General features: G+C 71.9%; 23 protein-coding genes. 6 read left to right on the top strand and 17 right to left on the bottom strand.

The annotated features are described in order from the left end of the window. Nucleotides 1-3 precede the first annotated feature (3 nt). On the top strand, nucleotides 4-783 hold the full coding sequence (locus tag DEJ31_RS05685; protein WP_110903666.1) for an Fpg/Nei family DNA glycosylase: 780 nt from the start codon (nucleotides 4-6) through the stop codon (nucleotides 781-783). Between the two features lie 49 nt (nucleotides 784-832). Here DEJ31_RS05685 and DEJ31_RS05680 read toward each other — a convergent pair whose 3' ends face one another. From DEJ31_RS05680 to DEJ31_RS05660, 5 genes are all read right to left on the bottom strand, one after another. Continuing rightward, nucleotides 833-1,351 (bottom strand): hypothetical protein, encoded by a 519-nt coding sequence (locus DEJ31_RS05680; protein ID WP_110903665.1) that lies wholly within the window; start codon nucleotides 1,349-1,351, stop codon nucleotides 833-835. A gap of 75 nt (nucleotides 1,352-1,426) precedes the next feature. Then, complete coding sequence (locus tag DEJ31_RS05675) at nucleotides 1,427-3,499, bottom strand: glycosyl hydrolase (RefSeq protein ID WP_111121407.1); 2,073 nt, start codon at nucleotides 3,497-3,499, stop codon at nucleotides 1,427-1,429. Beyond that, nucleotides 3,496-4,236 (bottom strand): HlyD family secretion protein, encoded by a 741-nt coding sequence (locus DEJ31_RS05670; RefSeq protein WP_110903663.1) that lies wholly within the window; start codon nucleotides 4,234-4,236, stop codon nucleotides 3,496-3,498. Before DEJ31_RS05670 ends, DEJ31_RS05675 begins: the two co-directional genes overlap by 4 nt. Continuing rightward, a complete protein-coding gene (locus DEJ31_RS05665; protein WP_258366180.1) occupies nucleotides 4,233-6,233 on the bottom strand; it encodes a cellulose synthase catalytic subunit in 2,001 nt (666 codons plus the stop codon). Before DEJ31_RS05665 ends, DEJ31_RS05670 begins: the two co-directional genes overlap by 4 nt. A gap of 388 nt (nucleotides 6,234-6,621) precedes the next feature. Further along, the gene (locus DEJ31_RS05660; RefSeq protein WP_220033146.1) at nucleotides 6,622-7,542 is read right to left on the bottom strand and encodes a LysR family transcriptional regulator ArgP; all 921 of its coding nucleotides are present in this window, start codon (nucleotides 7,540-7,542) and stop codon (nucleotides 6,622-6,624) included. A gap of 68 nt (nucleotides 7,543-7,610) precedes the next feature. Here DEJ31_RS05660 and DEJ31_RS05655 point away from each other — a divergent pair, with 68 nt between their 5' ends. After that, entirely contained in the window at nucleotides 7,611-8,399 is a 789-nt protein-coding gene (locus tag DEJ31_RS05655) for a LysE/ArgO family amino acid transporter (RefSeq protein WP_181433463.1), read from the top strand. A gap of 218 nt (nucleotides 8,400-8,617) precedes the next feature. Here the strand turns inward: DEJ31_RS05655 and DEJ31_RS05645 are convergent, their stop codons facing one another. From DEJ31_RS05645 to DEJ31_RS05625, 5 genes are all read right to left on the bottom strand, one after another. After that, on the bottom strand, nucleotides 8,618-10,090 hold the full coding sequence (locus DEJ31_RS05645; protein ID WP_111121406.1) for an APC family permease: 1,473 nt from the start codon (nucleotides 10,088-10,090) through the stop codon (nucleotides 8,618-8,620). A 107-nt stretch (nucleotides 10,091-10,197) separates the two neighbouring features. Beyond that, nucleotides 10,198-11,085 carry a hypothetical protein gene (locus tag DEJ31_RS05640; protein WP_111121405.1) on the bottom strand — a complete coding sequence of 296 codons (888 nt, stop codon included), beginning with the start codon at nucleotides 11,083-11,085 and terminating at the stop codon, nucleotides 10,198-10,200. A gap of 18 nt (nucleotides 11,086-11,103) precedes the next feature. After that, on the bottom strand, nucleotides 11,104-11,928 hold the full coding sequence (locus DEJ31_RS05635) for an alpha/beta fold hydrolase (protein ID WP_111121404.1): 825 nt from the start codon (nucleotides 11,926-11,928) through the stop codon (nucleotides 11,104-11,106). 219 nt (nucleotides 11,929-12,147) lie between these two features. Continuing rightward, nucleotides 12,148-12,660, bottom strand: coding sequence for a methylated-DNA--[protein]-cysteine S-methyltransferase (locus DEJ31_RS05630; protein WP_111121403.1), 513 nt, complete (start codon nucleotides 12,658-12,660; stop codon nucleotides 12,148-12,150). Beyond that, on the bottom strand, nucleotides 12,657-14,270 hold the full coding sequence (locus tag DEJ31_RS05625; protein ID WP_111121402.1) for a DNA-3-methyladenine glycosylase 2 family protein: 1,614 nt from the start codon (nucleotides 14,268-14,270) through the stop codon (nucleotides 12,657-12,659). The genes DEJ31_RS05630 and DEJ31_RS05625 overlap by 4 nt, the downstream gene beginning before the upstream one ends. A gap of 104 nt (nucleotides 14,271-14,374) precedes the next feature. Here DEJ31_RS05625 and DEJ31_RS05620 point away from each other — a divergent pair, with 104 nt between their 5' ends. Beyond that, a complete protein-coding gene (locus tag DEJ31_RS05620; RefSeq protein WP_110903657.1) occupies nucleotides 14,375-14,935 on the top strand; it encodes a molybdenum cofactor biosysynthesis protein in 561 nt (186 codons plus the stop codon). 83 nt (nucleotides 14,936-15,018) lie between these two features. Here DEJ31_RS05620 and DEJ31_RS05615 read toward each other — a convergent pair whose 3' ends face one another. The 5 genes from DEJ31_RS05615 to folE form a co-directional block, all read right to left on the bottom strand. Further along, complete coding sequence (locus DEJ31_RS05615) at nucleotides 15,019-15,567, bottom strand: type 1 glutamine amidotransferase domain-containing protein (protein ID WP_111121401.1); 549 nt, start codon at nucleotides 15,565-15,567, stop codon at nucleotides 15,019-15,021. 134 nt (nucleotides 15,568-15,701) lie between these two features. Then, entirely contained in the window at nucleotides 15,702-16,358 is a 657-nt protein-coding gene (locus DEJ31_RS05610; protein ID WP_110903655.1) for an HAD-IA family hydrolase, read from the bottom strand. Between the two features lie 30 nt (nucleotides 16,359-16,388). Beyond that, nucleotides 16,389-17,135 carry a pyrimidine reductase family protein gene (locus DEJ31_RS05605; RefSeq protein ID WP_110903654.1) on the bottom strand — a complete coding sequence of 249 codons (747 nt, stop codon included), beginning with the start codon at nucleotides 17,133-17,135 and terminating at the stop codon, nucleotides 16,389-16,391. Continuing rightward, the gene (gene folP / locus DEJ31_RS05600) at nucleotides 17,132-18,073 is read right to left on the bottom strand and encodes a dihydropteroate synthase (protein ID WP_110903653.1); all 942 of its coding nucleotides are present in this window, start codon (nucleotides 18,071-18,073) and stop codon (nucleotides 17,132-17,134) included. Before folP ends, DEJ31_RS05605 begins: the two co-directional genes overlap by 4 nt. Next, complete coding sequence (folE, locus tag DEJ31_RS05595; RefSeq protein WP_110903707.1) at nucleotides 18,073-18,675, bottom strand: GTP cyclohydrolase I; 603 nt, start codon at nucleotides 18,673-18,675, stop codon at nucleotides 18,073-18,075. Before folE ends, folP begins: the two co-directional genes overlap by 1 nt. Before the next feature lie 154 nt (nucleotides 18,676-18,829). On the opposite strand from folE, the gene DEJ31_RS05590 reads away from it, so the two are divergent. After that, on the top strand, nucleotides 18,830-20,299 hold the full coding sequence (locus DEJ31_RS05590) for an NCS2 family permease (RefSeq protein WP_110903652.1): 1,470 nt from the start codon (nucleotides 18,830-18,832) through the stop codon (nucleotides 20,297-20,299). A 103-nt stretch (nucleotides 20,300-20,402) separates the two neighbouring features. Here the strand turns inward: DEJ31_RS05590 and DEJ31_RS05585 are convergent, their stop codons facing one another. Beyond that, complete coding sequence (locus DEJ31_RS05585) at nucleotides 20,403-20,858, bottom strand: hypothetical protein (RefSeq protein WP_110903651.1); 456 nt, start codon at nucleotides 20,856-20,858, stop codon at nucleotides 20,403-20,405. A 132-nt stretch (nucleotides 20,859-20,990) separates the two neighbouring features. Here DEJ31_RS05585 and DEJ31_RS05580 point away from each other — a divergent pair, with 132 nt between their 5' ends. Both DEJ31_RS05580 and DEJ31_RS05575 read left to right on the top strand, forming a co-directional pair. Then, on the top strand, nucleotides 20,991-21,254 hold the full coding sequence (locus tag DEJ31_RS05580) for a hypothetical protein (protein WP_110903650.1): 264 nt from the start codon (nucleotides 20,991-20,993) through the stop codon (nucleotides 21,252-21,254). A gap of 62 nt (nucleotides 21,255-21,316) precedes the next feature. After that, nucleotides 21,317-21,838, top strand: a complete 522-nt coding sequence (locus DEJ31_RS05575; RefSeq protein ID WP_110903706.1) for a DUF1697 domain-containing protein — start codon at nucleotides 21,317-21,319, stop codon at nucleotides 21,836-21,838. A gap of 21 nt (nucleotides 21,839-21,859) precedes the next feature. On the opposite strand, the gene DEJ31_RS05570 is transcribed toward DEJ31_RS05575, so the two are convergent. After that, nucleotides 21,860-22,627 carry an SDR family NAD(P)-dependent oxidoreductase gene (locus DEJ31_RS05570; protein WP_110903649.1) on the bottom strand — a complete coding sequence of 256 codons (768 nt, stop codon included), beginning with the start codon at nucleotides 22,625-22,627 and terminating at the stop codon, nucleotides 21,860-21,862. Between the last annotated feature and the right edge of the window lie 54 nt (nucleotides 22,628-22,681).

The following is a 22,681-nucleotide window of genomic DNA, read 5'->3' as shown; positions in this document are numbered from 1 at the left end:
ACCGTGCCTGAGGGCGACACCGTCTTCCGCGCCGCGGCACGGCTGCACACCGCGCTGGCCGGCAAGGTCCTCACTCGCAGCGACTTCCGGGTGCCGGCGTTCGCCACGCTCGACCTGGTCGGCCGCACCGTGGACGAAGTCGTCCCGCGCGGCAAGCACCTGCTGCACCGGATCGGCGATCTGACCGTGCACTCGCACCTCAAGATGGAGGGTCGGTGGGACGTCTACGCTCCCGGTGAGCGCTGGCGACGGCCGGCGTTCCAGGCACGGGTCGTCCTCGACGCCGCCGACGTCTCGACCGTGGGCTTCACCCTCGGTGTCCTCGAGGTCGTGCCGCGCGACCGGGAGTCCGAGGTCGTCGGGCACCTCGGACCGGACCTGCTCGGGCCGGACTGGGACCCCGACGTCGCCCTCGCGAACCTCACCGCGGAGCCGGACCGGCCCGTCGGGCTGGCGCTCCTCGACCAGCGGGTGATGGCGGGGCTCGGCAACGTCTACCGGAACGAGCTCTGCTTCCTGCGGGGCGTGCTGCCCACCCGGCCGGTCAGCGAGGTGCGGGACCCGGCGCGGATGGTGACCATGGCCTCCCGGCTGATCGTCGCGAACCGCGACCGGAGCAACCGGGTGACCACGGGCGTCGACCGGCCGGGACAGCGTTTCTGGGTCTACAACCGAGCCGGCAAGCCGTGCCTGCGCTGCGGGACCCGGGTGCGGTCCGGGGATCTGGGCGAGTCGGAACTCACCCTGCGGGACACCTACTGGTGCCCGCGCTGCCAGACCTGAGCCGGGCCGGACGGAGCAGCCCGGTCCGGCCCGGGCCCCCGGCGGTGGGTCAGTGGTCGACGGCCTCGACGATGCAGCTCTGGACCTGCTTCGCGGCGTCCGAGGTCTCGGAGAAGTCGGACGGCGCGGCGGTCGCGGTGCTCTCGTCGGCAACGACGTCCTCGGCGACCTTGTTCACCGGCACGACCATGCCGTCGAAGTCCTCAGCGGTGGGGTCGGACTCGGTGCCGAAGATCGCGACCTCGTCGTCGTTGGGGTCATCGCTCTGGTTCGGGGCGACCGAGACGCCGAGGTACCAGCCGGCATCGCCCTTCGTGACGCTCGCGACGTCCGTGTTGTCGTGCGGCCCCACCGCCTTGTCCACAGCGTCGACGGCAGCGCTCGAGGCGACCTGGCACGGGGCGCTGTTGCGCTGACCCGGGTCCGTGCGGGCGGCGGACTCCTCCGAGCCCGGGACTTTCGCCACGGGGTCGCCGTTCTGGGCGCCGGCGTTCGAGCAGCCGCCGAGCAGCATGCCGATGGTGGCGAGGCCGACGAGGGTGGCAGTGGTCTTCGCGCGCATGGTCATGGCGTGGACGGTAGGCGGACGCAGGTGTGCCGGAGCCCAGGAGTGCGTCCTGTGGCTCCGGCACACCGACTCGCGCTACTCGTGCGACATGATCCAGGCGAGCAGGTACGACCGGGTGTTGCCGGTGTCGATGTCCTCCGCCGGCAGGTCCCGGGCGACGGCGAGCGCCGCCTTCGCCTGACTGCCGGACGCCAGCGCCCGGTACATGAGCAGGTAGTCACCGAACTGCACCGCGTAGTCGCCCTCCGGGACGGCTTCGTCGAGCACCTTCCCGATCTGCTGCTTGCCGCCGGCGGCCACGTAGTCCGCGGCGACGGCGGGCATCGGGATGAGCTCGATGCCGGCCGGTGCCGCCGGGTCCGCGCTGAACCAGGTGGCGTGGTCGCGCTTGCCGCCCCAGTTCAGGGAGACGACGGTGTGCTGGAACCCGGGGAACGTGCGCAGGTCCGGGTCGAGGACATCGCGCCGCGCTGATGCAGCCTCGTTCGCCAGCAGCCAGTCGCCGAGTCGTTCGGTGGCTCGGGAGCCGGAGACCTGTCCCCAGCGGGCGAGCCCGTTCCAGGCCGACACCGCCTCGGACGACGACTCCTGGTTGTTCCCGTCCGCGAACGGCGAGTACCCGGAGGCCCAGGAGTGCTGTGCGTACGGGTCGTACACGCGGAGCTCCGGGAACGACTTCGTCGCCTCGGGGGACGCGATGTCATCCGCCACCAGGTCGAGGACCGGCTTCCACTTCACGACGAGGTCGTCCGACCCGTCCGCCACGATGGCGGCTGCGGACAGCAGGTACCCGTAGTGGAAGTGGTGGTCGTTGAACTCGTCCGAGCCGAACGAGGGCGCCTGTCCGACGAGCCCCTTCACGGTGTCGTCGTAGGCGAAGCACCGGGTGCCGCTGACGCCACACCCGTCGGGGTCGGTCCACTGGTCGATCTGCGCGACGAGTTGCTGCTTGAGGCCGGCGGCGACGTCGTCCAGGTCGAGCTGTGTGGCGAGCCGGTACAGGTTCGCGACCCGGTACAGGTCCTTGCCGCCGCCGTAGCTGTCGGCGCCGAAGGACGCCTCGGACACCCCGCCGGCGTCCGCACGGACCTGTGCGACGAGGATGGCACGCTGCGCCGACGTCAGGCCGGACAGGTCGAGCCGGTCCGCGGCCGGGAGGCTCGGTGCCGCGATCCGCAGCACTTCACCGGTGCAGACGGGTGCGTCCCCGGTGATGGTCGCGTAGTGCAGTCCGGTGCAGCTGAGGCCCGTGGTCCCCTGGCCGGGTTGCGGCACGATGAGGGTCTTCCCCCTCGCGGCGGTGCGGTATCCGAGCGCGGTCCGCTGCTCGCCGTCGGACGCGGTGCCGGTGGACGAACGGGCCATCGTGACCTCGGTCAGGGGCGACGCGGCGGCCACGGACAGCGCTCTGACCTGCTTCGCGGTGGCGTCGTCCGGCACTGGGAAGAGCACGACCGAGCCGCCGGCGGCGAGGCGGATGCCACTGCCGCTGACGTCACCGGTGGTGACGACGCCCCAGGTGCGGCCGTCGGCGGTGATGGTGCCCGTCGTCGTGCCGTCCGGACCGTCGGTCGTGTCGGAGACCGTCCCCGTGGCGGTGACGGACTGCGCGGTCTCCGCGGTGTACGAGACGAGGGGTGAGCCCTGCGCGAGCACGGTGTGGCCGAGGACGGTGGAGCCCTTCCGGTGCTCGACCGTGACGGACACCTGGTCGTACGCGGACACCAGGGTGCGGTCCGAACCGAGGTCCAGGCCGACCTGCTGCACGGCACCGCCGGCGATCGTCTTCTCGGTCGCGCTGACGACGGGCAGGCCGGCGGCGAACCCGTCGTCGGTCACCTGCCACGAGATCGGTGTCGGGAAGACGGGCTGTGGCGCTGGGCCGTGGACGAGGCCGGAGAACCACCGGTTCGTGGGCGGGACCAGGCCGTCGGCGAGACGCATCGTGCCCGCGGTGGTCTTCGTGACCGAGCCGAGCGCCTCGACGGCCCGCTGCTGGGCCGCACCGTCCACGGAGGGTGACGCCATCCCGGTGGCCCGGTCGGAGCCTCCCGTCCCGGTCTCACCGCCGGTGCCGGTGCAGGCGGTGAGCACGAGTGCTGACGCGGCCACCAGGGCGACGGCGCCGACGCGGAACCGCACCGTCACAGGCCGATCTGCCGGAGGAAGTCGCGGAAGCCGTCGGTGACGCCTGACAGACGACCGTCGTCGCGGAGGTGCAGGGTCGCATCAACGGGCGTGCCCGGGCTGGTGACACCGGAGGACGGCGAGGCCGACAGCTCCGGACTCTCCACCGACACGGTCGTCTTCGCCTGGCCGTCACCGTCGGTGACGACGCTGACGTTCTTGACCTTGCCCTCGAGCGAGCGGTCGTTCGGCAGGAGCAGGTCCACGGTCGCGCCGTCGGCGATCCGTCCGTAGTCGCGGGCGCTGACGAGGAACTCCGACGTCACGAACAGGCTCTGGGACTTGTGGATGGTCCCCAGCTCGGAACCGGCCTGGACGTAGCCGCCGGCCTTCACGTCGAGCTTCGCGACGGTGCCGGAGACCTCGGCCTTGAACGTGATGAGGCCGTCCGGGGCGATCTCGTAGGCGCTCGTCTTCGTGTTCGCGCCGACGACGCCCTTCCGGATGTCCTGGGCGAGCTGCAGGCTCTGGACCTGCATCAGCTTCTCGCCCTCCTGGACGGTGTCGCCCTCTTCGACGTACTCCTCGGTGACGGTCCCGCCGTAGTCGGTGCCGACGGCGTACTCCTGCGCGGTGATCGCGGCCGAGGTGCTGGCGACGGCGCTCTGCCGCTGGTTGAAGACGAGCGTGCACGCCGCCACGATGACGAGCACCACGAGGATGCCGCCGTACAGACGGAGTCGGTTGGTCCAGGTCACGAGGCGACCTCCACGGGGGTCGGGGTGCCGGAGGCGGCACTCGCGGTGATCACGTCGCGTGCGGGCTGCAGCGAGTCGGGTCGGACCACCTGGGTCCGGAGGGCCGGTGCGGGCTCGAGCCCGGCAGCGGCGGCGAGCACGAGCACCGGCGCGGTGTCGGCGTCGCGCTCCTGGCGGGCCGCCCGACGGTTCGCCGACTGCTCACGGAACGCGGTGATGATGAACGCGCCGAAGATGAGCGAGTTCGTGATGTTCCACGCGGTCGCCAGGGTCAGTTGTCCGTTCGAGACGTCACGCCAGATCGCGACGACGCTCGTCAGGGACAGGAACACGAAGACGAGCACCTGGGGCACGATGAAGTTGAACGGTGACGGCGCCCGGCCTCGACCGGCTCCGGTGACGTGCCACGCCTGCTCCTTCCCGCAGAGGACGTTCCACAGCGCACGTGCGTAGATCGGGAACGACACCGCCGCGAGCAGCAGCGTCTCGTAGCGGAACGACCCGAGCGCGTAGAACGCCAGGACGACCTGCATGAGGTAGAAGCCCAGGTAGAAGAGCACCCACTCGCCCACGCCGATCGACATGTTCATCGGTCGGAGGTCGAAGAAGATCTCGAGCGGCGGGACGAGCAGCAGCAGTCCGGGCACGATGCCGGTCAGGTAGAAGCTCGCCGTCACGAAGTACTGCAGGCGCTGGTCCATCGTCAGCTTGCGCTTCGGGTTGAACGGGAAGTGCGTGAGCAGGATCTCGAACCCGCCGGTCGCCCAGCGGAGCTGCTGCTTGCTGTACGCCTCGATCGTCTCGGGGGCGTCACCGACCGCGAGGGTCATCGGGATGAAGACCGACTTCCAGCCGCGCTCGTGCAGGTGCAGGCTCGTCCAGACGTCCTCGGACTTCGAGTCGGTGTGGATGCCACCGACGTCGTCGATCGCGGCGCGACGGAAGATGACGTTCGTGCCGACGCAGAAGGCCGCGTTGAAGCGGTTCCGGCCGGGCTGGATGAAGCGGTAGAACACCGTCTGCATGTAGCCGGCGCCGCGGGAGACGAGGTTGTGCAGGTTGCCGTAGGTCTGCGGCGTCTGCACGAACGCGATCGACCCGTCCGCGAAGAACGGCACGGTCTCGAACAGGAAGTCCTTGCCGGGGACGAAGTCAGCGTCGAACACCGCGAAGTAGTCGCCCTTCGCCAGGGTCAGGGCGTGGTTGATGTTGCCCGCCTTCGCGCCGTTCGAGGACAGGCGCCGGACGTACCGCGCGCCGAGGCGGTCCGCCAGGGCCCGCACGTCGTCGCTCCGGCCGTCGTCGAGGATCCAGGTGCGGTGCTCGCCGCGCATCGCGACTGCGGCGGCGACGGTGGCCGCGATCTTCGTCAGCTCCTCGCCGTAGACCGTGATGAACACGTCGACGACGACACGCTTGCCACGGACCCGCATCGGCCACAGGTGGCTGCGGTTCGTGAGCCCCTCGCGGTCGATCTCGTCCAGGTCGAACATCGTGTCCTGGGTGTTGTGGAACGCGAAGTCGCGGGGGTCCGAGCCACCGGACAGGATCGTCCACATCGACAGCAGCGACTGCCCGACGAGGACGCTCTCCGCCACGATGACCAGGCCGTAGGGCAGGAAGTCGCCGCGGTTCGCGGGGTTGAGGAGGAACACCGCGTAGGTGACGACGCCGAGCGTCGCCAGCAGCACGATCAGCACCATCACCGGGCTGTGGGCCCGGGTGTCGGCGCGGGACCGACCGGTGGCGGCGGTGCCGGTCAGGCGCTGGAGCTGCTCGCGGTCGTCACGGCCGCGCTCGTCACGGTCGCGCTGCTCGCCGACACGGCGGACGGAGCGGCGGGTGGCGCCACGGCCGCGGGGGTCGGACGCCGCTCCGGTGCCGGGTCGCTCGCCGCCCCGCTCGCTCGCGGGGACGTCGATGACGACCTGTTCGGCCGGGTCGTTCGGGGGTTCTGGGGTCGTCCGGGGTCGCCGGACGTCCGTGGGTGCGGACATGCGCGTTCTCCTGTCGGGTGTCGGAGATGTCGTCCGTCGGGCCCACGGGGGCATGACAGACGACGGTGTCGGCGACGGTGGCGACAGGACCCGGACGCGGTGGTCCGGCGCGGACGGAGGCTAGGGTTCCTCGTCCGTGGCACGGTGCCCGCCGAGGGTGCGGCGTGCACCGGAGCGGTCCGCCCTCGGGAGACGGGACCGGTGTTCGGTGTGTGTTCGGATGTGTGCCGACGACCCGTGCCGTCGGTGGAGTGATCGTACGTCACGGTCCGTGCTCCCCATGTGACGATCGCGTGAACACGCCCCCTGAGCAGGGGTCAGGGGCCTGTCCCCCGGCGGGCCGTGCGTTCTGGGGACAGTCACAGGCGGGCGGCGCGCCCACGCCCGGTCACCCCGGCTGGTGCAGCCGTTCCGCAGCAACCGTGCGCACGGCATCGGTCACGCGTTCGAGCAGCGGCGACGCCAGGTTCCACCGCTGCCACCAGAGCGCCACGTCCGCCCGGCGCCCGGGCGTGAGCTCGACCAAGTCGCCCCGCTCGAGCGCCTCGAGACACTGCGCTTCGGGCAGCAACCCCCACCCGAAGCCGAGCTGTACCGCCCGGGCGAAGTCCGCCGAGTTCGGGACGAAGTGCCGCGGACCCCGGGGAGCGTGCCCGAGCACCCGCCGGAGGAACCCCTGCTGCAGGTCGTCGTCACGGTCGTAGTCCACGAGCGGCACACGGTCGAGACGGGTCGTCATCCGCCGCTCGGTGTCCGCACCGTCGAGGTACCGCCGGACGAACGACGGCGCGGCGACGGCCCGGTACCGGTCCACCCCGAGCGGGACGGACGAGCAGCCCTGCACCGGCTCCGCCTCGGCTGTGACCGCCGCCATCACCGTGCCGGCACGGAGGAGCTCGGCGGTGCGGTCCTGGTCCTCGCGGTGCAGGTCGAAGACCACCTCGGTGTCGTCCCGGACGATCGCGAGGGCGTCGAGGAACCACGTCGCGAGCGAGTCCGCGTTCACCGCCAACGGGATCGACGGTGTCCGACCGGGGACGTCGGAGTCGGGGACGTCCAGGGCACGCGAGGTCTCCTCGTCGAGCAGCCGCACCTGTCGCGCGTGCCGGAGGACGACCTCGCCGTCGGGCGTCGGCACGATCGGCGTGGTCCGCTGCAGCAGCACCCGGCCGACGAGCTGCTCCATCGCCTTCACCCGCTGCGACACCGCCGACGGGGTGATCGACAGCTCCCGGGCGGCGGCGTCGAAGGTCCCCGCGTCGACGGCGGCCAGGAGGGTCTCGAGGTGGTCACGGTGGAACTGCACCATCAGCGCAGCTTACGGCGCACCAGGAACCTGAGCTGGCCTGCAGCTCGAGCACGGCCTACGGTTCCCCTGTGACCACGCCGCTCGACGCCCTGCTCCCCGCCCTCTCCGGCCTGGGCACCGGGCTGGCCCTCATCGTCGCGATCGGCGTCCAGAACACCTACCTGCTGCGGCTCGCGGTGAGCGCACGACTGGCGGTGGTCGCCGTCGCCGTCGCGGTGTGTGCACTGTCGGACGCGGCGCTCATCATCGCCGGCGTGCTCGGCGTCGGGGCCGTCGTCGAGCGGGTGCCGGCAGCACTGCTGGTCATCCGCTTCGTCGGGGCGGCGTTCCTGCTGACGTACGGGGTGCTCGCGGCCCGACGGGCGCTGCGGCCCTCGGGCGAGGCCATCCGTCTCGACGAGCGGGCCGCCGAGGACGGGGTGCCCGTCGTGACGGGTGCGGGCCGTGGGACCGATGGTCTGGAGGCTGCACCGACGTCACGGGGTGCGGGCGCGCCTCCCGACCGGGCCGGCATGGGCGACCGGCGTCCGGGCGAGTGGCGTCCGGGCGGCGACCACGGTGGACCGACGATGCGTGCCGCGGTCCTGACCATGCTCGTCTTCACATGGGCGAACCCGCACGTGTACCTGGACACCCTGGTGTTCCTCGGGTCGGTCGCGAACCAGCAGGGTGTCGACGACCGCTGGTGGTGGACCGTGGGAGCGGTGGCGGCGAGCTGCCTGTGGTTCGGTGCGCTCGGTTTCGGCGGCCGACTGCTGCGGCCGCTGTTCGCGCGACCGATGACCTGGCGGGTCTTCGACGCCCTGGTCGCCGTCGTGATGCTGGCCTTCGGGTCGGCGCTGCTCCTCGGCGCCTGAGGGCTGGCCCGCCCCGGCGTCGGCCGGCCGGCCGGCGTCTGGCGTCACCCGGCCGGCGTCGTCCGGCGTCGCCCGGCCTGCCGACGTCGTCGTCCGGCCGGCGTCGCACAACAGAAGACGGCTCGCGCCACTGGATCCGGTGGCGCGAGCCGTCTTCTGTTGTGCTGATCCGAACGGTACCGCGGGGCGCGGGGCGTACCGCGCGGCGGCGACGGTGGTTACTCGCGCATGGCCTTGCCGACGCGGCTGTTGCGGCGGCTGTAGCCGAAGTAGATCGCGAAGCCGATGACCAGCCAGATGACGAACCGGATCCAGGTCTCGACCTCGAGGTTGAGCATCAGCCAGAAGCAGAGCACCGCGGACAGGATCGGGATCACGGGCGACCACGGCACCCGGAAGGCGCGAGGTGCGTCGGGGCGGGACTTCCGGAGCACGATGATGCCGATGGACACGAGCACGAAGGCCGACAGCGTGCCGATGTTGATCAGGCCCTCGAGCTTCTCGACCGGCGTGAACCCGGCGAGCACCGCCACCACGATCCCGGCGATGAGCTGCACCCGGACGGGTGTCTGCGTCTTCGGGTTCGTGACCGAGAACCAGCGGGGCAGCAGCCCGTCGCGGCTCATCGAGAAGACGATGCGGGACAGGCCGAGGAGCAGCACCATGACGACGGTGGTCAGGCCGATGAGCGACCCGATGGCGATGATGCCGGCGGCCCACGGTAGTCCGACGATGTCGAAGGCCGAGGCCAGGGACGGAGCGTCCTCCTGCGCGAGCTGCTTGTACGACACCATGCCCGTGATGACGATGCTCACGCCGACGTAGAGCAGCGTCACGATGCCGAGCCCGATGAAGATGCCGCGGGGCAGGGTCTTCTGGGGGTTCTCGGTCTCCTCGGCGCTGGTGGCGACGACGTCGAAGCCGATGAACGCGAAGAACACCAGCGACGCCGCGGCGAGCAGCCCGAAGACGCCGTACTGCGCCGGCTCGGACCCGGTGGCGAAGGACACGAGCGACTGGGTCCAGACGCTGCCCTCGGCGCCCTTCGTCGGCTCGGCAGCGGGGATGAACGGCGTGAAGTTCGCGGCCTTGACGAAGAAGGCGCCGACCACGATGACGAACAGGACGATCGCGACCTTGATGACCGTGATGACGGCCGAGACCCGGCTGGACAGTCGGGTGCCGAACGCCAGCAGCGCGGTGAACACGCCGACGATGAGCACCGGGCCCCAGGTGAAGCCGATCGGGCCGATCGCGATGGTGCTCGGCACCGTGATGCCGAACACGTCGAACGCGGTGCTGAGGTAGATGCCCCAGTACTTCGCGATGACGGCGCTGGCGGTCAGGGTCTCGAGGATGAGGTCCCACCCCACGATCCAGGCGAGCAACTCGCCCATCGTCGCGTAGGTGAACGTGTAGGCGGAGCCGGCGACGGGGATCGTCGAGGCGAACTCGGCATAGCACATGATCGCCAGGCCGCACGTGACGGCAGCGAGCAGGAACGACACGATGACGCCCGGGCCGGCGAAGTTCGCGGCGGCGTTCGCACCGACCGAGAAGATGCCGGCACCCACCGCGACGGCGATGCCCATCGCGGCGATGTCGAACGTCCCCAGGGAGCGCTTGAGCGAGCGCCCCTTCTCGTCGGCGTCGGCGAGCGACGCCTCGATGGACTTGGTGCGGAGGGCCATGGGACTTTCCCGTCATCGGAGCAGGCGGACCACGGAAGGGTAGTGGTATACCGCACGATGGTGCAACCGCAGGTCCTGCGACCCGTCAGGGCCGGTCGCGGGTCCGGTCAGACCGCCGAGTCGGAACGTCCCTCGCGCCAGGCACGGAGGAACCGGGCGCCGGCCTCGTCGTGGATGACCCCCTCCGGCGCGGTGAGCACCGCGTACGGCGTCTCGGGCACCCCGTCAGCCGGTCGGACGTCGACGTGCGCGACCCGGTGCCCGTTCGCGTGCAGCCAGTCGGCCATCGCGTAGTCGCTCCGGGAGTCGCCCACCGTGCGCCACTCGAGCGGCAGGGCACCGTCCTCGGCCAGGAGCTCCAGCGCACGCTCGGCCCCGAGGTCCTTGCCGCTGCGGTCGGACTCGATGTCGGTCGAGATGATGGTCGGGTCGACGCGCCAGTCCACGGCTCCCCGATCGTCCGGCCGGACGTCGTCCAGGCGACGGACGCCGAGCCCGCGACGCTCGAGCGCGGCCATCGCCTGGGCGTCGAAGTCGGGCTGCCGGGCCAGGTACGCCGCGTTGTCGACGTCCACCAGCTGCTCGATCGACACCATCGCGTGCTTCGTCTCGTCGAAGAACACCAGGTCGGCGTACTCGTCGTGGACGAGCCCACGCATCTCGTCGGCGAAGTCCCGCGGCAGCGCCAGGTCCTCGGCGACGGTCAGGTCACCCATGCCGTCCGGGAACTGCGGGCCGATCGAGCACCAGACGGCGCCCTTCTCGCACACCGCGTGCACCCGGCCGCCCGCCGCGAGACCGCCGGCGAGGAGCGGGCCGACGACCTGCTTCCGGATGAAGGCGTCGCTGCGGCCGGTGTTGAACACCACGGGGATGCCCTCGGCCGCCAGGGCGACGAGGTCCTCGACGATGCTCGGGATCGCGATGGTCCGCGAGAGCGGGCTGGCGATCGGGCCGTCGACGTCGAGCAGGAGTCCGAGGCGGGGTGCGTTCACCCGTCCATCCTGGCCCAGTCAGTGCGGGTCGGGACTGGGTTGAGCCTGGAGGAAATCGTCGACCGTGCTCCGCAGCACCGCGGGGTCCGGCACGTGCCCCTGTCCCTCGAGCACCACGGACGTGGAACCCGGCACGGTCTCGACCACGGCGCGGGCGGCCGCCCGTGTCCAGGTCGGGCCGCTGGTCCCCGCGGCGACGAGCACCGGGATGCCCACGGCGGCGAGCTCCCGCTCCGGCACCACGAGCCCGCTGAGCACGCGGACGTCGCGGCCGAGGACACCGGCGTCAGCGAGCAGCGCCTTCCACAGCTTCGGTTTGAGGGGCACGGCGGAGACCTGGAGCATCGGGACGCCGAGCACCCGGGTGAGGTAGGCACGGACCGCGGCGGCTCGACGCCCGCCGGCGATCATCTCGTCGAGGCGGTCGGCGAACAGGACGTCGTCGGCGTGCGCGTCGACGCTCGCGCGGTACGGCGGTTCGTAGAGGACGGCCCGGCCGACCGGGACCCCGGTGGCGACGGCGTGCAGGACGACGGCGGCACCGACGCAGATGCCGAGCAGGTCGACGGGGGCGCCGACGTCGGCGACCACGGCGGCCAGGTCCTCGATCTCACGCGTGACGGACCACGGTCGGGTGTCGCCGCTCGCGCCGCGTCCGCGCCGGTCGTAGGTGACGACCCGGTAGCGGTCGGAGAACGCGGCGACCACTCCGTCCACGAACGGTGTGCCCCGGTGGTCGAAGGCCCCGCCCACGACCACGAGCGCGGGCCCGTCGCCGCTCGACGAGACCGCGATCCGGGTGCCGTCCGCAGACAGCACCGATCGGTCAGCGGTGGTCGTCATGGGCGTCCTCGTTCGGTCTCGACGGCGAGTGGCGCGTCCCCGGTCGTGCCGCACCTCGAGGTGCCGCACGCATCGCGCTCGACGCTGCTCTCGGTCCACGGTGTCCGTGGGCCACGCCGTCGTCGCGAGTCTGACAGGCCCCGGGCTCCGCGTCACCACCCACGTCCTGGGGGAGCGCTTGGTGCTCGCTGTGAACGCGTCACCTGTCCGAGGGGCCGCTCAGACGAGGGCGTCGGCGGCCACGGACTCGCGTTCGAGCAGGGCCCGTTTGACGTCGAGTCCCCAGGCGAACCCGCCGAGCGACCCGTCGGAGCGCAGGACCCGGTGACAGGGGACGAAGAGGGCGGGGGCGTTCCGGGCGCAGACACTGGCGGCAGCGCGGACCGCTTCGGGGCGTCCCATCGCACTGGCGAAGGCCGTGTACGTCAGGGTCGACCCGGCGGGGATGTCCCGCAGTCGTCGCCAGCCCTCGGCGAAGAGCTCGGTGCCGACCTGGTGGACGGGGACCTGCATGGCGTGCTCGGGCTCTCCCGCGTAGTAGGCGTCCACGGCGTCGGCAGCGCGGACCTGCCCGTCGAGGACCCGGGTCGGGCGGTGCCGTTCGGCGAGGCGCGCGAGGATCCGGTCGGGGTCGGCGGTCCACCCCGAGGAGAGGACCCGCCCGCGGTCGTCCTCGAGCACGGTGAAGGGCCCGTCGGGGGTGGAGAGGGTGGTGAGGACGGCGTCGTTCATCGGGGTTCCTTCCCGGGGTTCGTGGAGGTCGCTGCGGTCCGGTCCATCGCGCGATCGATGATCGGCCGCCAGCAGTGCATCGTGAGGTAGCTCCGCCAAGGGGCCACCCGTTCCGACCATAGGGAGAGCGCACGCGCCGTCCCGGGCAGCCCGAGTTCCTGTGCACCGTTCCGCACGGCGAGGTCGCTGTGCAGGAAGAGATCGGGATGGTGGCGGACCCGGAGTGCGACGTAGTCGGCCGTCCACGGCCCGATGCCCTTCACGGCGAGCAGGCCGGAGCGGAGTTCCTCGAGCGACTGTCCACCGTGGACCACGAGGCTGCCGTCGGCGAGCGCCACCGCGACGCGCATGATCGTGTCGACACGGGCTGTGGGGCCGCGGAGGACCTCCCGCCCGCGCTCGGCGACCACCGCGGCTCGGGGGAACAGCCGCACGAGGGACTCGTCGCGATCGGAGGCACCCGGCCCCTCGACGACACCCGGCACGAGGCCCGCCGCCACCCGCTCCCCCAACGCCGCGACGAGCCGTGTCTGCGCCGTCCGGGCCGCCGCGACGGACACCTGCTGCCCGATGAGGGTACGGAACACCACCTCGTGCGGGTCCACCGCCCCCGGCAGCCGCATGCCGGGCACTCGTGCGACCGCCGGTGCGAGCTCGGGCACTGCTGCGAGGGCGGTGTCCACCGCCACCGGATCGGCATCGAGGTCGAACAGCGCCCGCACCCGGGCCACGAGGGTCGGCAGGTCGGACAGGTCGGTGAGCCGGACGAGCAGGTCCAGTCCGGTCCGCACCCGGCCGACCCGAGCGCCGGACGCGGCCGTGTCGGCGCCCGCAGCCGTCGCGCGGAACCAGCCCGGGCCTCCCGGCAGGTCCAGCACCCGCCCGTAGGAGGCGACCCGCCCCGCCGCGTCGAACCCGACCTGTTCCATGCCGGCGAGGGCGTGCAGCGCATGCCACTCGAGGAGCCCCTGCACGTCGAACGGCGGGCGCGCCGGCAGGTGCACGCGCAGCGCACCGTCACCACCCGGTGCGGTCCGTCGTCGGGCACGCAACTCGGTGGGTGTGAGCGCGAAGACCTCGCGCACGGTGTCGTTGAACTGGCGGATGCTCGCGAAGCCGGCGGCGAAGGCGACGTCCGCGATCGGCAGGTCCGACGAGGTGAGCAGGGTCCGCGCGGTCTGCGCCCGATGCGCGCGGCTCAGGGCCTTCGGGCCGGCGCCGAGCTCGTCGGTCATGATCCGGTTGAGCTGCCGCTCCGAGTAGCCGACGCGCCCCGCGAGGCCGGGGACGCCCTCCCGCTCCACGACACCGTCGAGGACCAGGCGCATCGCACGGGCGGCGACGTCCTCACGGAGGTCCCACTCCGGGCTGCCGGGGGTCGCCTCGGGCAGGCAGCGGCGGCAGGCGCGGAACCCCGCGAGGTGCGCGGCGGCGCTCGTCCGGTAGAAGGTGACGCCCGTCGAGCGGGGTGTGCGGGCGGGGCAGCTCGGGCGGCAGTAGATGCCGGTCGAGTGCACGGCCGTGACGAACTGCCCGTCGAACCGGGCATCCCGTGACGCCGCGATCCGGTACCGCTCGTCGTGCAGCGCCTCCGCTCCGGTGGTGGTCATGTGGTCAGCCTGACATGCGCCGACGACAGCGGACTGGCGGGAATCGGACGTCGCAGCACCGCGGATGGACGGGCCGGCCGGGAGGCACGGCTAGCGTCGTCCGCATGGCTCCCGTCGTCGACCCGGTCGCCTCCGTCGCGCTGCCGCATGCCCGCGACGTCGAGGTGACGATGCTGCTGGTCTCCCGACGGCACCGCTACGAGGGGCGTCCCGCGGACGGCGCGTCACCGGCCGACGGGGAGGAGCTCCGCGACCGCGTCGAACTGCGCGCCGGACTCGGCATCGTCGGTGACCGCTACTTCGCCGCCCGGGCGCACGTGCACGCCTCGGTGACCCTGATCGGAGTGGCGGGCCTCGAGGCGGTCGGACGCGGACTCGGGGTGTCGATCGACCCGGCGGCGACCCGGCGGAACGTGTTCCTGCGCGGCGTCGACGTCGAGGCGCTGCGGGGCGAGCCGTTCTCCCTGGACTCCGGCGACGGCCCGGTCCTGTTCCGCGGGTACCGGCCGGCGAACCCGTGCGCGTGGATGGACACCGAGGTGGCTCCGGGAGCGTTCCGGGCGATGCGCGGGCGTGGCGGGGTGCGGTGCGACCCGGAGTCCGACGGGGTGCTCACCCTCGGTCCCGCGGTGCTGCGCACGGCACTTGCGGTCCCCGTCGCCTGACCGCTCCGCGGAACGCAACGCGGGCGGCACCACGCCACGGAGTACCGCTGCGCGCTGCCGCCCAGGTTGCATGTTGCGAGGGGTCAGGCGAGCGCGGCCTGGATCGCGTCCACGAACGCCGGCAGGTCGCCGGGGTTCCGCGAGGTGATGATCGTGCTGCCGGTCTCGTCGACCTGGACCTCCTGGTCGACCCACTCGGCACCGGCGTTGCGGACGTCCGTCTGCAGCGACGGGAACGAGGTGATCGTGCGACCCGGCAGGACACCGGCCTCGACGAGGGTCCACGGGCCGTGGCAGATCGCCGCGATCGGCTTGCCGGCCTCGACGAACGCCTTGACGAGGTCGATCGCGGTGGGCTCCTGGCGGATCGTGTCGGCGTTGATCGTGCCGCCGGGGACGACGAGTGCGTCGAAGTCGCCCGCTGCGACGCCGTCGAGGGTGGTGTCCGAGTCGACGCTCTTGCCCGGGTCCTTGTCACCGACCAGGGTCTGGATCGGGCCGGACTCCTTCGCGGCGACGGTCACGGTGGCCCCGCGCTCCCGGAGCTGCTCGGTGGGGACGACGATCTCGTCCTGCTCCACGCCGTAGTTCGTCGCGATGACGAGGATCTTCTTGCCGTCGAGGGCTGCCATGGTCACTCCTTCCGCAGACCGGGGTCTCCGGCTGCGCACACCACGGTCGTCGGAGCCCGCTGGGTGCGTTCGCAGTGCGCAGGGGGCGTCGACCCGGAGTGCGCGGAGCACCCCCCACGGCGCTCCCGCTGAGCTCAGCCGCGGATGCGGAACCCGTCGCCCTCGGCCGTCACGGTGACCCCGTCGTACCCGGTGATCCGCACCAGGTCCGCCGGCAGGTCGGCGGGGGCGAGCGGCCCGACGGCGACGGTCGTCGCACCGGAGGCGAGCGCAGCCTCCAGTCCGGCGGGGGCGTCCTCGAAGGCCAGGCAGTCCTCGGCCGCGACCCCGAGCAGGGCCGCACCGCGGAGGTAGCCGTCCGGGTGCGGCTTGCCGAGCTCGACGTCGTCGGCGGCGACCACGGCGTCGGGGATGGGCACGTCGGCGGCGCGCATCCGGTTCACGGCGAGGTCCCGCGGGGCGCTGGTGACCAGCGCGACGGGCACGCCGGCGGCGAGCAGTCGGCGGACGAAGGCGCCGGCACCCGGGACCTCGATGATGCCCTCGGTGTTCTCGACCTCGTCGTTGACGAGTTCGAGTGCGACCCGACGCTGCTCGTCGGGTGCGAGGTCGGGCAGGAAGTGCCGGATCGTGTCGATCGTCTGCCGGCCGTGCGAGAAGCCGAGGATCGTCTGCGGGTCGAGGTCGTGGTCGGCGCCGAAGCGACCCCACGCACCCTCGACGATGGCGGTCGAGTCGACGAGCGTCCCGTCCATGTCGAACAGGACCCCGGACACCACGACGTCGATCACGGTGCCGACCCTACCTGCCGCCCGCCGCCGTCATCGCGCACGGACGTACCGCGTCAGCAGCACGTCCCCGGCCCCGTGCAGCACGTGCGCGAGCCGCATCGACCGCAGCTCCGGCGACGACCCGTGCACGATGCGTCCCCCCTCGCCGCCCTCGAGGGACGGGTCGATCGACAGGCACAGCTCGTCGACCAGGTCCGCCGCCACCAGGGCACCGAGGAACGACGGCCCGCCCTCGCAGTGGATGGTCGGCAGGCCCCGGTCGACCAGGGCGGCCCGGACCTGGGCCGGGTCGACGGAGTCCTCGCCGCAGGACACCACGTCCGCGACGGCCTCGAGCGCCTGTCGCCGCGAGGGGTCCGCGGACGCCGAGGTCAGGACGACCGGCCGGACCGGCGCCTCGGTGAACACCCGCGATGCCGGGTCGAGGCCGAGTGACCCCGTCACGATCGCGAACACCGGGTGGTCGGACAGGCCGTGCTCCCGGCGCCAGGCGACGTCGGCGTCGTGCAGCACCATCGGCCCGTACCCCTCGTCGCGGACGGTGCCCGCTGCGACCAGGACGACGTCGGCGACCCGGCGCAGCAGGTCGAACACGCGCAGGTCGTCGTCCCCGCCCAGCGAGCCGGACTTCCCGGAGGCGGTCGAGGAGCCGTCGAGGGAGCTGACGAAGTTGACGCGGAGCCAGCCGCCGTCCGCGGTGCCCTCCGCACCGTCGGTGTAGACGTCGAGCAGCTCGTCGTCGGACAGGTCGGCGATCGGGTCGGGCAGGTGCGTCACGTGTTGTGCCTCGCTTCCAGGGGCGCTCGCCAGCCGAGGACGGTCTCGACCATGCGCATCGCGTCGACGGACGCGACGACGTCGTGCATCCGGACGATCCGCGCCCCGAGCATCGCGCTCATGGTCGCCGCGGCCAGCGACCCGGGCAGCCGCTCCCCGCGCGGCCGGCCGAGGCTCTCCCCCACGAAGTCCTTGTTCGACACCGCGGCGAGGACCGGGTAGCCGAGGGCGACGACCTCCGGCAGACGCCGGGTCAGCTCGAGCGTGTGCACGGTCGTCTTGTTGAGGTCGTGCCCGGGGTCGATGATGATCCGGTCCTCGGGGATGCCCGCCTCGAGCGCCCGGTCGACACGGAGCCGCAGGAAGGCCGCGACCTCGCCCGCCACGTCGGCGTACTGCGGCTTCGGGTACTCCTGCCGGGGCGCCGCGAGCGAGTGTGTGATGACGATCGTCGCGTCCGAGTCCGCGACGACGGCGGCCATCCGCGGGTCGGCCAGGCCGGTGGTGTCGTTGACGACGCTGGCACCGGCGGCGATCGCGGCGGCCGCGACCTCGGGTCGGAAGGTGTCGACGCTGATCGTCACGTCGGACTGCTCGGCGACCTGCTCGACGACCGGGAGGACGCGCTCGATCTCGTCGGCCGCGGACAGCTCCGGCCCGGGGGCGAACTTCACCCCGCCGATGTCGACCCAGTCGGCGCCCTGCTCGGCGGCCGTGACCGCGGCTTGGACCGCACGGTCCAGGGCGAACGTGCGGCCCTCGTCGTGGAACGAGTCCGGCGTGCGGTTCACGATCGCCATCACGGCGATGCGGTGGTCGAAGTCGAAGGTGCGGCGGCCGATGGTCCGGATCGGCTGGCCCAGGTCCGGGACCACCCACCCGGGTCCGGTCGCGCCGGCCGCACCGGACTGGAGGCCCGCACCGAGTCCGACGCGCATCAGCCGTCCGCCCCGGCGGCTCTGGCTCCAGCTGCGGGCCCGGCCCCGATGAGGGCGATCGCCTCGGCACGCCCGGCCGCGTCGGCGAGGATCCCGCTCGCCGCGACGGTGACGGTCGTGGAACTCGTCTGCCGTTCACCCCGGGTCGTCACGCACTGGTGCTGGGCGTCGAGCACCACGAGGACACCCCGTGCCTCGAGGCCGTCCTGCACCGCGGCGACGATCTGCTCGCCGAGGCGCTCCTGCAGCTGCGGACGGGAGGCCAACGCCTCCACCACCCGCGCCAGCGTCCCCAGGCCGATCAGTCGTTCGCCCGGTGCGTACGCCAGGTGGGCCGTGCCGAGGAAGGGGAGCAGGTGGTGCTCGCACACCGAGCGGAACAGGACGTCGCGGACGATCACCAGGTCACCGCGTTCGCCGTCACCGGCGGGCACCGTGCCGTCCCGGGCGATCTGCGTCGCGTCCTGGTCGAGCCCGGCGAAGAACTCCGTGTACGCGTCCGCGACCCGTTGCGGGGTCCGCTCCAGTCCGGGTCGGTCGGGGTCTTCGCCGATGCCCGCCAGCAGCTCTCGCACGGCGGCCTCGACACGGGCACGGTCCATGCGCTGGGTCACCCGCTCATCCAACACCGCCGAGCGGCAGTGCAACTGACCACGGAACGCGGTGCCGTACCCCGATCAGCAGGATCGGGCCTCCAGGACGGCTACCCTGCCGCCCCGACGTGCCCGCGGTCCCAGGTTCCTTTAAACTCCCCCGGTGAGCGCCCCGCAGACATCCAGCCCGCCCCGGAACCGCGTCGCATCCGGCCTCGACCGCTTCTTCTCGGTCACGAAGCGCGGATCGACCATCCCCCGCGAGATCCGTGGTGGTCTCGTCTCCTTCGTGACGATGGCCTACATCGTCATCCTCAACCCGCTCATCCTCGGCGGGTTCAGCGCCGACCAGGCCGCCAAGGACGTCAGCGGCGGGTGGCTCGAGAACGCTCAGGTGGCCGCGGCCACCGGCCTCGTCGCCGGGCTGATGACCATCGCGATGGGCCTCGTCGCGAACCTGCCGTTCGGCATCGCGGCGGGCCTCGGGATCAACTCGTTCCTCGCCGTCAGCGTCGTACACCAGGTGACGTGGGCCGAGGCGATGGGCCTCGTCGTCATCAACGGCGTGATCATCGTGATCCTGGCGTTGACCGGCATCCGGACGATGATCTTCACGGCGGTGCCCGCGCAACTCAAGGCCGCGATAACGGTCGGCATCGGCCTGTTCATCGCGTTCATCGGGCTCGTCGACTCCGGCTTCGTGCGGTCCTCCGGGCTCGCGTCGCCACCGCTGCAGCTCGGCGAGGACGGTTCCGTCGGCGCCCTGCCGACGATCGTGTTCCTGATCGGCCTCGTCATCATCGGCACGCTCATGGCCCGCCGGGTCAAGGGCGCACTGCTCATCGGCATCATCGCGACGACGGTCATCGCGGTCATCCTGCAGGCCGTGTTCCACGTGCCGACCTCGGTCGACTCGAAGACCGGCTGGAACCTCAACGCTCCCGGCCTGCCGAGCGCGCTGTTCGCCCTGCCCGACCTGTCCTTGGTCGGTCAGTTCGACTTCGGCGCCTTCGCCCGGATCGGTCCGCTCGCCGCGTCGATGCTCGTCTTCACGCTGGTCTTCACGAACTTCTTCGACGCCATGGGCACGATGACCGGCCTGGCGAAGGCAGCCGGGGTCGCGGAGAAGGACGGCACGTTCCCCCGTCTCCGTGCGGCGCTCGTCGTCGAGGGTGCCGGGGCGATCGCCGGTGGTGGCGCCTCGGTGTCGTCGAACACCGTGTTCATCGACTCCGCCGCCGGCATCGGTGAGGGCGCCCGGACCGGCATGGCCTCGGTCGTCACCGGTCTGCTGTTCCTGGCGTCGATGTTCCTGACCCCGCTGACGCAGGTCGTCCCGCTCGAGGTCGCTGCCGCCGGGCTCGTCGTCGTCGGTGCGCTCATGGTGGCGCAGGTCGCCGACATCGACTGGACCGACTTTGGGTCGGCACTGCCGGCGTTCCTGACCATCGTCGTGATGCCGCTGACGTACTCGATCGCGAACGGCATCGGCGCCGGCTTCATCAGCTGGGTGCTCATCAAGGCGCTGTCCGGCAAGGGCCGACAGGTCTCGTGGCTGCTCTACGTCGTCGCCGCCGGCTTCCTGCTCTACTTCGCACGCGGTCCGCTGGAGGCCTTGCTCGGCGTCGGCTGACCCGCCCCGCTGAACGCAACGTGGGCGGTTGCTCGCAACGGTATCCCGTGGCGAGCAACCGCCCACGTTGCGTTCCGCGGAGGGGACGGACGGGAGGCCAGGATCAGTCCGGCAGGTCGGCCGGCGTCGCCTCGTGGTGGGGCTGGGCCGGCGTGCGCCGGTCCTCCTTCATGCCCGCCTCGAACAGGTGGCGCTTGCCGCCGACGAGCTGCTCGCGCGCGGTCCGCTCGAGCTCCTTCGCGGTCGCGTAGTAGCCGTCGTCGTAGTCCTCGACGATCTGGAACGTCCACCGCCCGGCGATGACGTTGCGGCCGACGAGCTCGGTGTCGATGCGCTCCGCGAGTTCGGTGTGCCCGGCCTTCCGCAGCTGCTCCACCGCCTCGCCGATGTTCAGGTCGGCGGTGCCGGTCAGCCGGTGGAACCCGTAGAGCAGGCCGCGAGCGTGCTCGATGACCTCGATCGCTGCAGAGAGGCTACCGAGGGCCTCCACCGTCGCTTCGGAGACCCCCTCCGGGACCTGGTGTGCGGCGTCGGGACCCTGGGTGTCGTCGTTCGTCATGATGCCCGTCTACACGACCGGCCCTCGACTGTCCCGCCGTACTCCGGCGGACGAACACGGCGCGCCGGGCCGCTTGCAGGTGTCGGACGGTCGACCTAGCATTCGAACACACGTTCGAACGAGGAGGCCCTGATGATGATCGTCGACACCGCTGTCACCGTGTGGTGGACCGGCGGCGCGCCCGTCCGACTGGTCTGGCTCGGGCGACGCTGGCGGGTCTCCGACGTCCCGACACGGCTGACCACGACCCCGGCCGACCTGCCCACCGCCATCACCCACGCGCCGGAACGCACGGCCGGTTGGCGCTTCCAGGCCACCGCGGAGGACGGGGAGACCCTGGTGGTCGACATCGTGCCAGAGGGTGGCGGCTGGACCGTCGCCCGGACCTGGACGTGAGCAGCGCGGACGCGGCCACGACCCGCGTGGACCCGGTCACCGACGCGCGCTACGGTCACGACATGACGAACTGGATCGCCCTGCTGCGCGGGGTCAACGTGAACGGCATCACGATCCGGAGCGCCGACCTCGCTGAGCTGTTCCGTGGCCTCGGGTACACGGACGTCCGGACGGTCCTCGCTTCGGGCAACGTCGTCTTCACCACCGCCGACCCGGTCGATCCCGCGGTGCTGCGGTCCTCGATCGAGCAGGCACTCCGCGACCGCTTCGGGTACGACGCCTGGATCGTGCTCGTCCGCCACGACTCCCTGGCCGACCTCGTCGCGGGGTTCCCCTTCGCGTCGACGGCCGACCGCCATGACTACGTCCTGTTCGCCTCCGAGCCCGTCGCACTCGACGACCTGCTCGCCGGGCTCGACCACGACCCGGCGATCGAGCAGGTCGCCCGGGGCGACGGCGTCGTCTACTGGTCGTGCCCGAAGGGGTCGAGCACGACGACCCCCTTCGCGAAGCGCGCCGGTGCCGGCCGCTTCAAGCGCACGACGACAGCCCGCAACACGAACACGCTCCGCAAGCTCCTCTGACCGGAGCAGCCAGCGCCGACGTCAGGCCTGCGCCGGCTGCCCGTTGCTCGCCATCGTGCCGCCGTCGACCGGCAGGATCGCCCCGGTGATGAACGACGCCTCGTCGCTGGCCAGGAAGAGCACCGCCGCCGCGACCTCCTCCGAACGGCCCCCGCGGCCGAGGGCGATGCGCTCCGAGAACTCCCGCTTGAGCTCCTCGTCCTCCGCCTGCGACTGCGTCAGGTCCGTCCAGATCAGGCCGGGTGCGACGGCGTTCACCCGGACACCGAACCCGCCGTTGTCCAGGGCAGCAGCCTTGGTGAAGTTCGAGACGCCGCCCTTCGCCGCGTTGTAGGGACTCATCCGCCAGTCCGCGGCCTCGCCGGACACCGACGAGGTGTTCACGATCGAGCCCTTCGTCTCCCGCAGGAACGGCAGCGCGACCCGGGTGCCGTAGAACACGCTCGACAGGTCGGTCTCGACCACCCGGCGCCACTCGTCCGGTGAGATGTCGGTGATGTCGCCCGAGGTGAACGTGCCGGCGTTGTTCACGAGCACGTCCAACCGGTCCCAGCGGTCGATCGCCGCGTCGACGACGGTCTGCCACGCGTCGGGGTCGGCGACGTCGGCCTGCAGCCACAGCGCCTGGGCGGTCGGCAGCGAGTCGGCGACGTCGCGGACCTTCTCCTCGACGCTGTCGACCAGGACGACGCCGGCGCCCTCCGCGACGAACGCACGCGCGGTGGCCTCACCGATGCCGGACCCCGCGCCCGTGACGATCGCGACCTTGCCCTCGAACCGCTTGCCCATGGTGTTTCCTCCCGCGTCGGTGGTCCCCGTGGAGGGACGCCGTCGGCCCGGAGG

The organism is Curtobacterium sp. MCPF17_031, assembly GCF_003234035.1.
Classification (GTDB): Bacteria; Actinomycetota; Actinomycetes; order Actinomycetales; family Microbacteriaceae; genus Curtobacterium.
This window is presented reverse-complemented; position numbering and strand designations above follow the sequence as displayed.

Coding starts and splice junctions, on each gene's coding strand:
- DEJ31_RS05570 (WP_110903649.1), bottom strand. CDS start 22,627: ATGGGCAAGCGGTTCGAGGGCAAGGTCGCGATCGTCACGGGCGCGGGG.
- DEJ31_RS05620 (WP_110903657.1), top strand. CDS start 14,375: ATGGCTCCCGTCGTCGACCCGGTCGCCTCCGTCGCGCTGCCGCATGCC.
- DEJ31_RS05630 (WP_111121403.1), bottom strand. CDS start 12,660: ATGAACGACGCCGTCCTCACCACCCTCTCCACCCCCGACGGGCCCTTC.
- DEJ31_RS05660 (WP_220033146.1), bottom strand. CDS start 7,542: ATGGTGCAGTTCCACCGTGACCACCTCGAGACCCTCCTGGCCGCCGTC.
- folE (WP_110903707.1), bottom strand. CDS start 18,675: ATGGACCGTGCCCGTGTCGAGGCCGCCGTGCGAGAGCTGCTGGCGGGC.
- DEJ31_RS05615 (WP_111121401.1), bottom strand. CDS start 15,567: ATGGCAGCCCTCGACGGCAAGAAGATCCTCGTCATCGCGACGAACTAC.
- DEJ31_RS05585 (WP_110903651.1), bottom strand. CDS start 20,858: ATGACGAACGACGACACCCAGGGTCCCGACGCCGCACACCAGGTCCCG.
- DEJ31_RS05635 (WP_111121404.1), bottom strand. CDS start 11,928: ATGACGACCACCGCTGACCGATCGGTGCTGTCTGCGGACGGCACCCGG.
- DEJ31_RS05625 (WP_111121402.1), bottom strand. CDS start 14,270: ATGACCACCACCGGAGCGGAGGCGCTGCACGACGAGCGGTACCGGATC.
- DEJ31_RS05680 (WP_110903665.1), bottom strand. CDS start 1,351: ATGACCATGCGCGCGAAGACCACTGCCACCCTCGTCGGCCTCGCCACC.
- folP (WP_110903653.1), bottom strand. CDS start 18,073: ATGCGCGTCGGACTCGGTGCGGGCCTCCAGTCCGGTGCGGCCGGCGCG.
- DEJ31_RS05580 (WP_110903650.1), top strand. CDS start 20,991: ATGATGATCGTCGACACCGCTGTCACCGTGTGGTGGACCGGCGGCGCG.
- DEJ31_RS05575 (WP_110903706.1), top strand. CDS start 21,317: ATGACGAACTGGATCGCCCTGCTGCGCGGGGTCAACGTGAACGGCATC.
- DEJ31_RS05665 (WP_258366180.1), bottom strand. CDS start 6,233: ATGTCCGCACCCACGGACGTCCGGCGACCCCGGACGACCCCAGAACCC.
- DEJ31_RS05645 (WP_111121406.1), bottom strand. CDS start 10,090: ATGGCCCTCCGCACCAAGTCCATCGAGGCGTCGCTCGCCGACGCCGAC.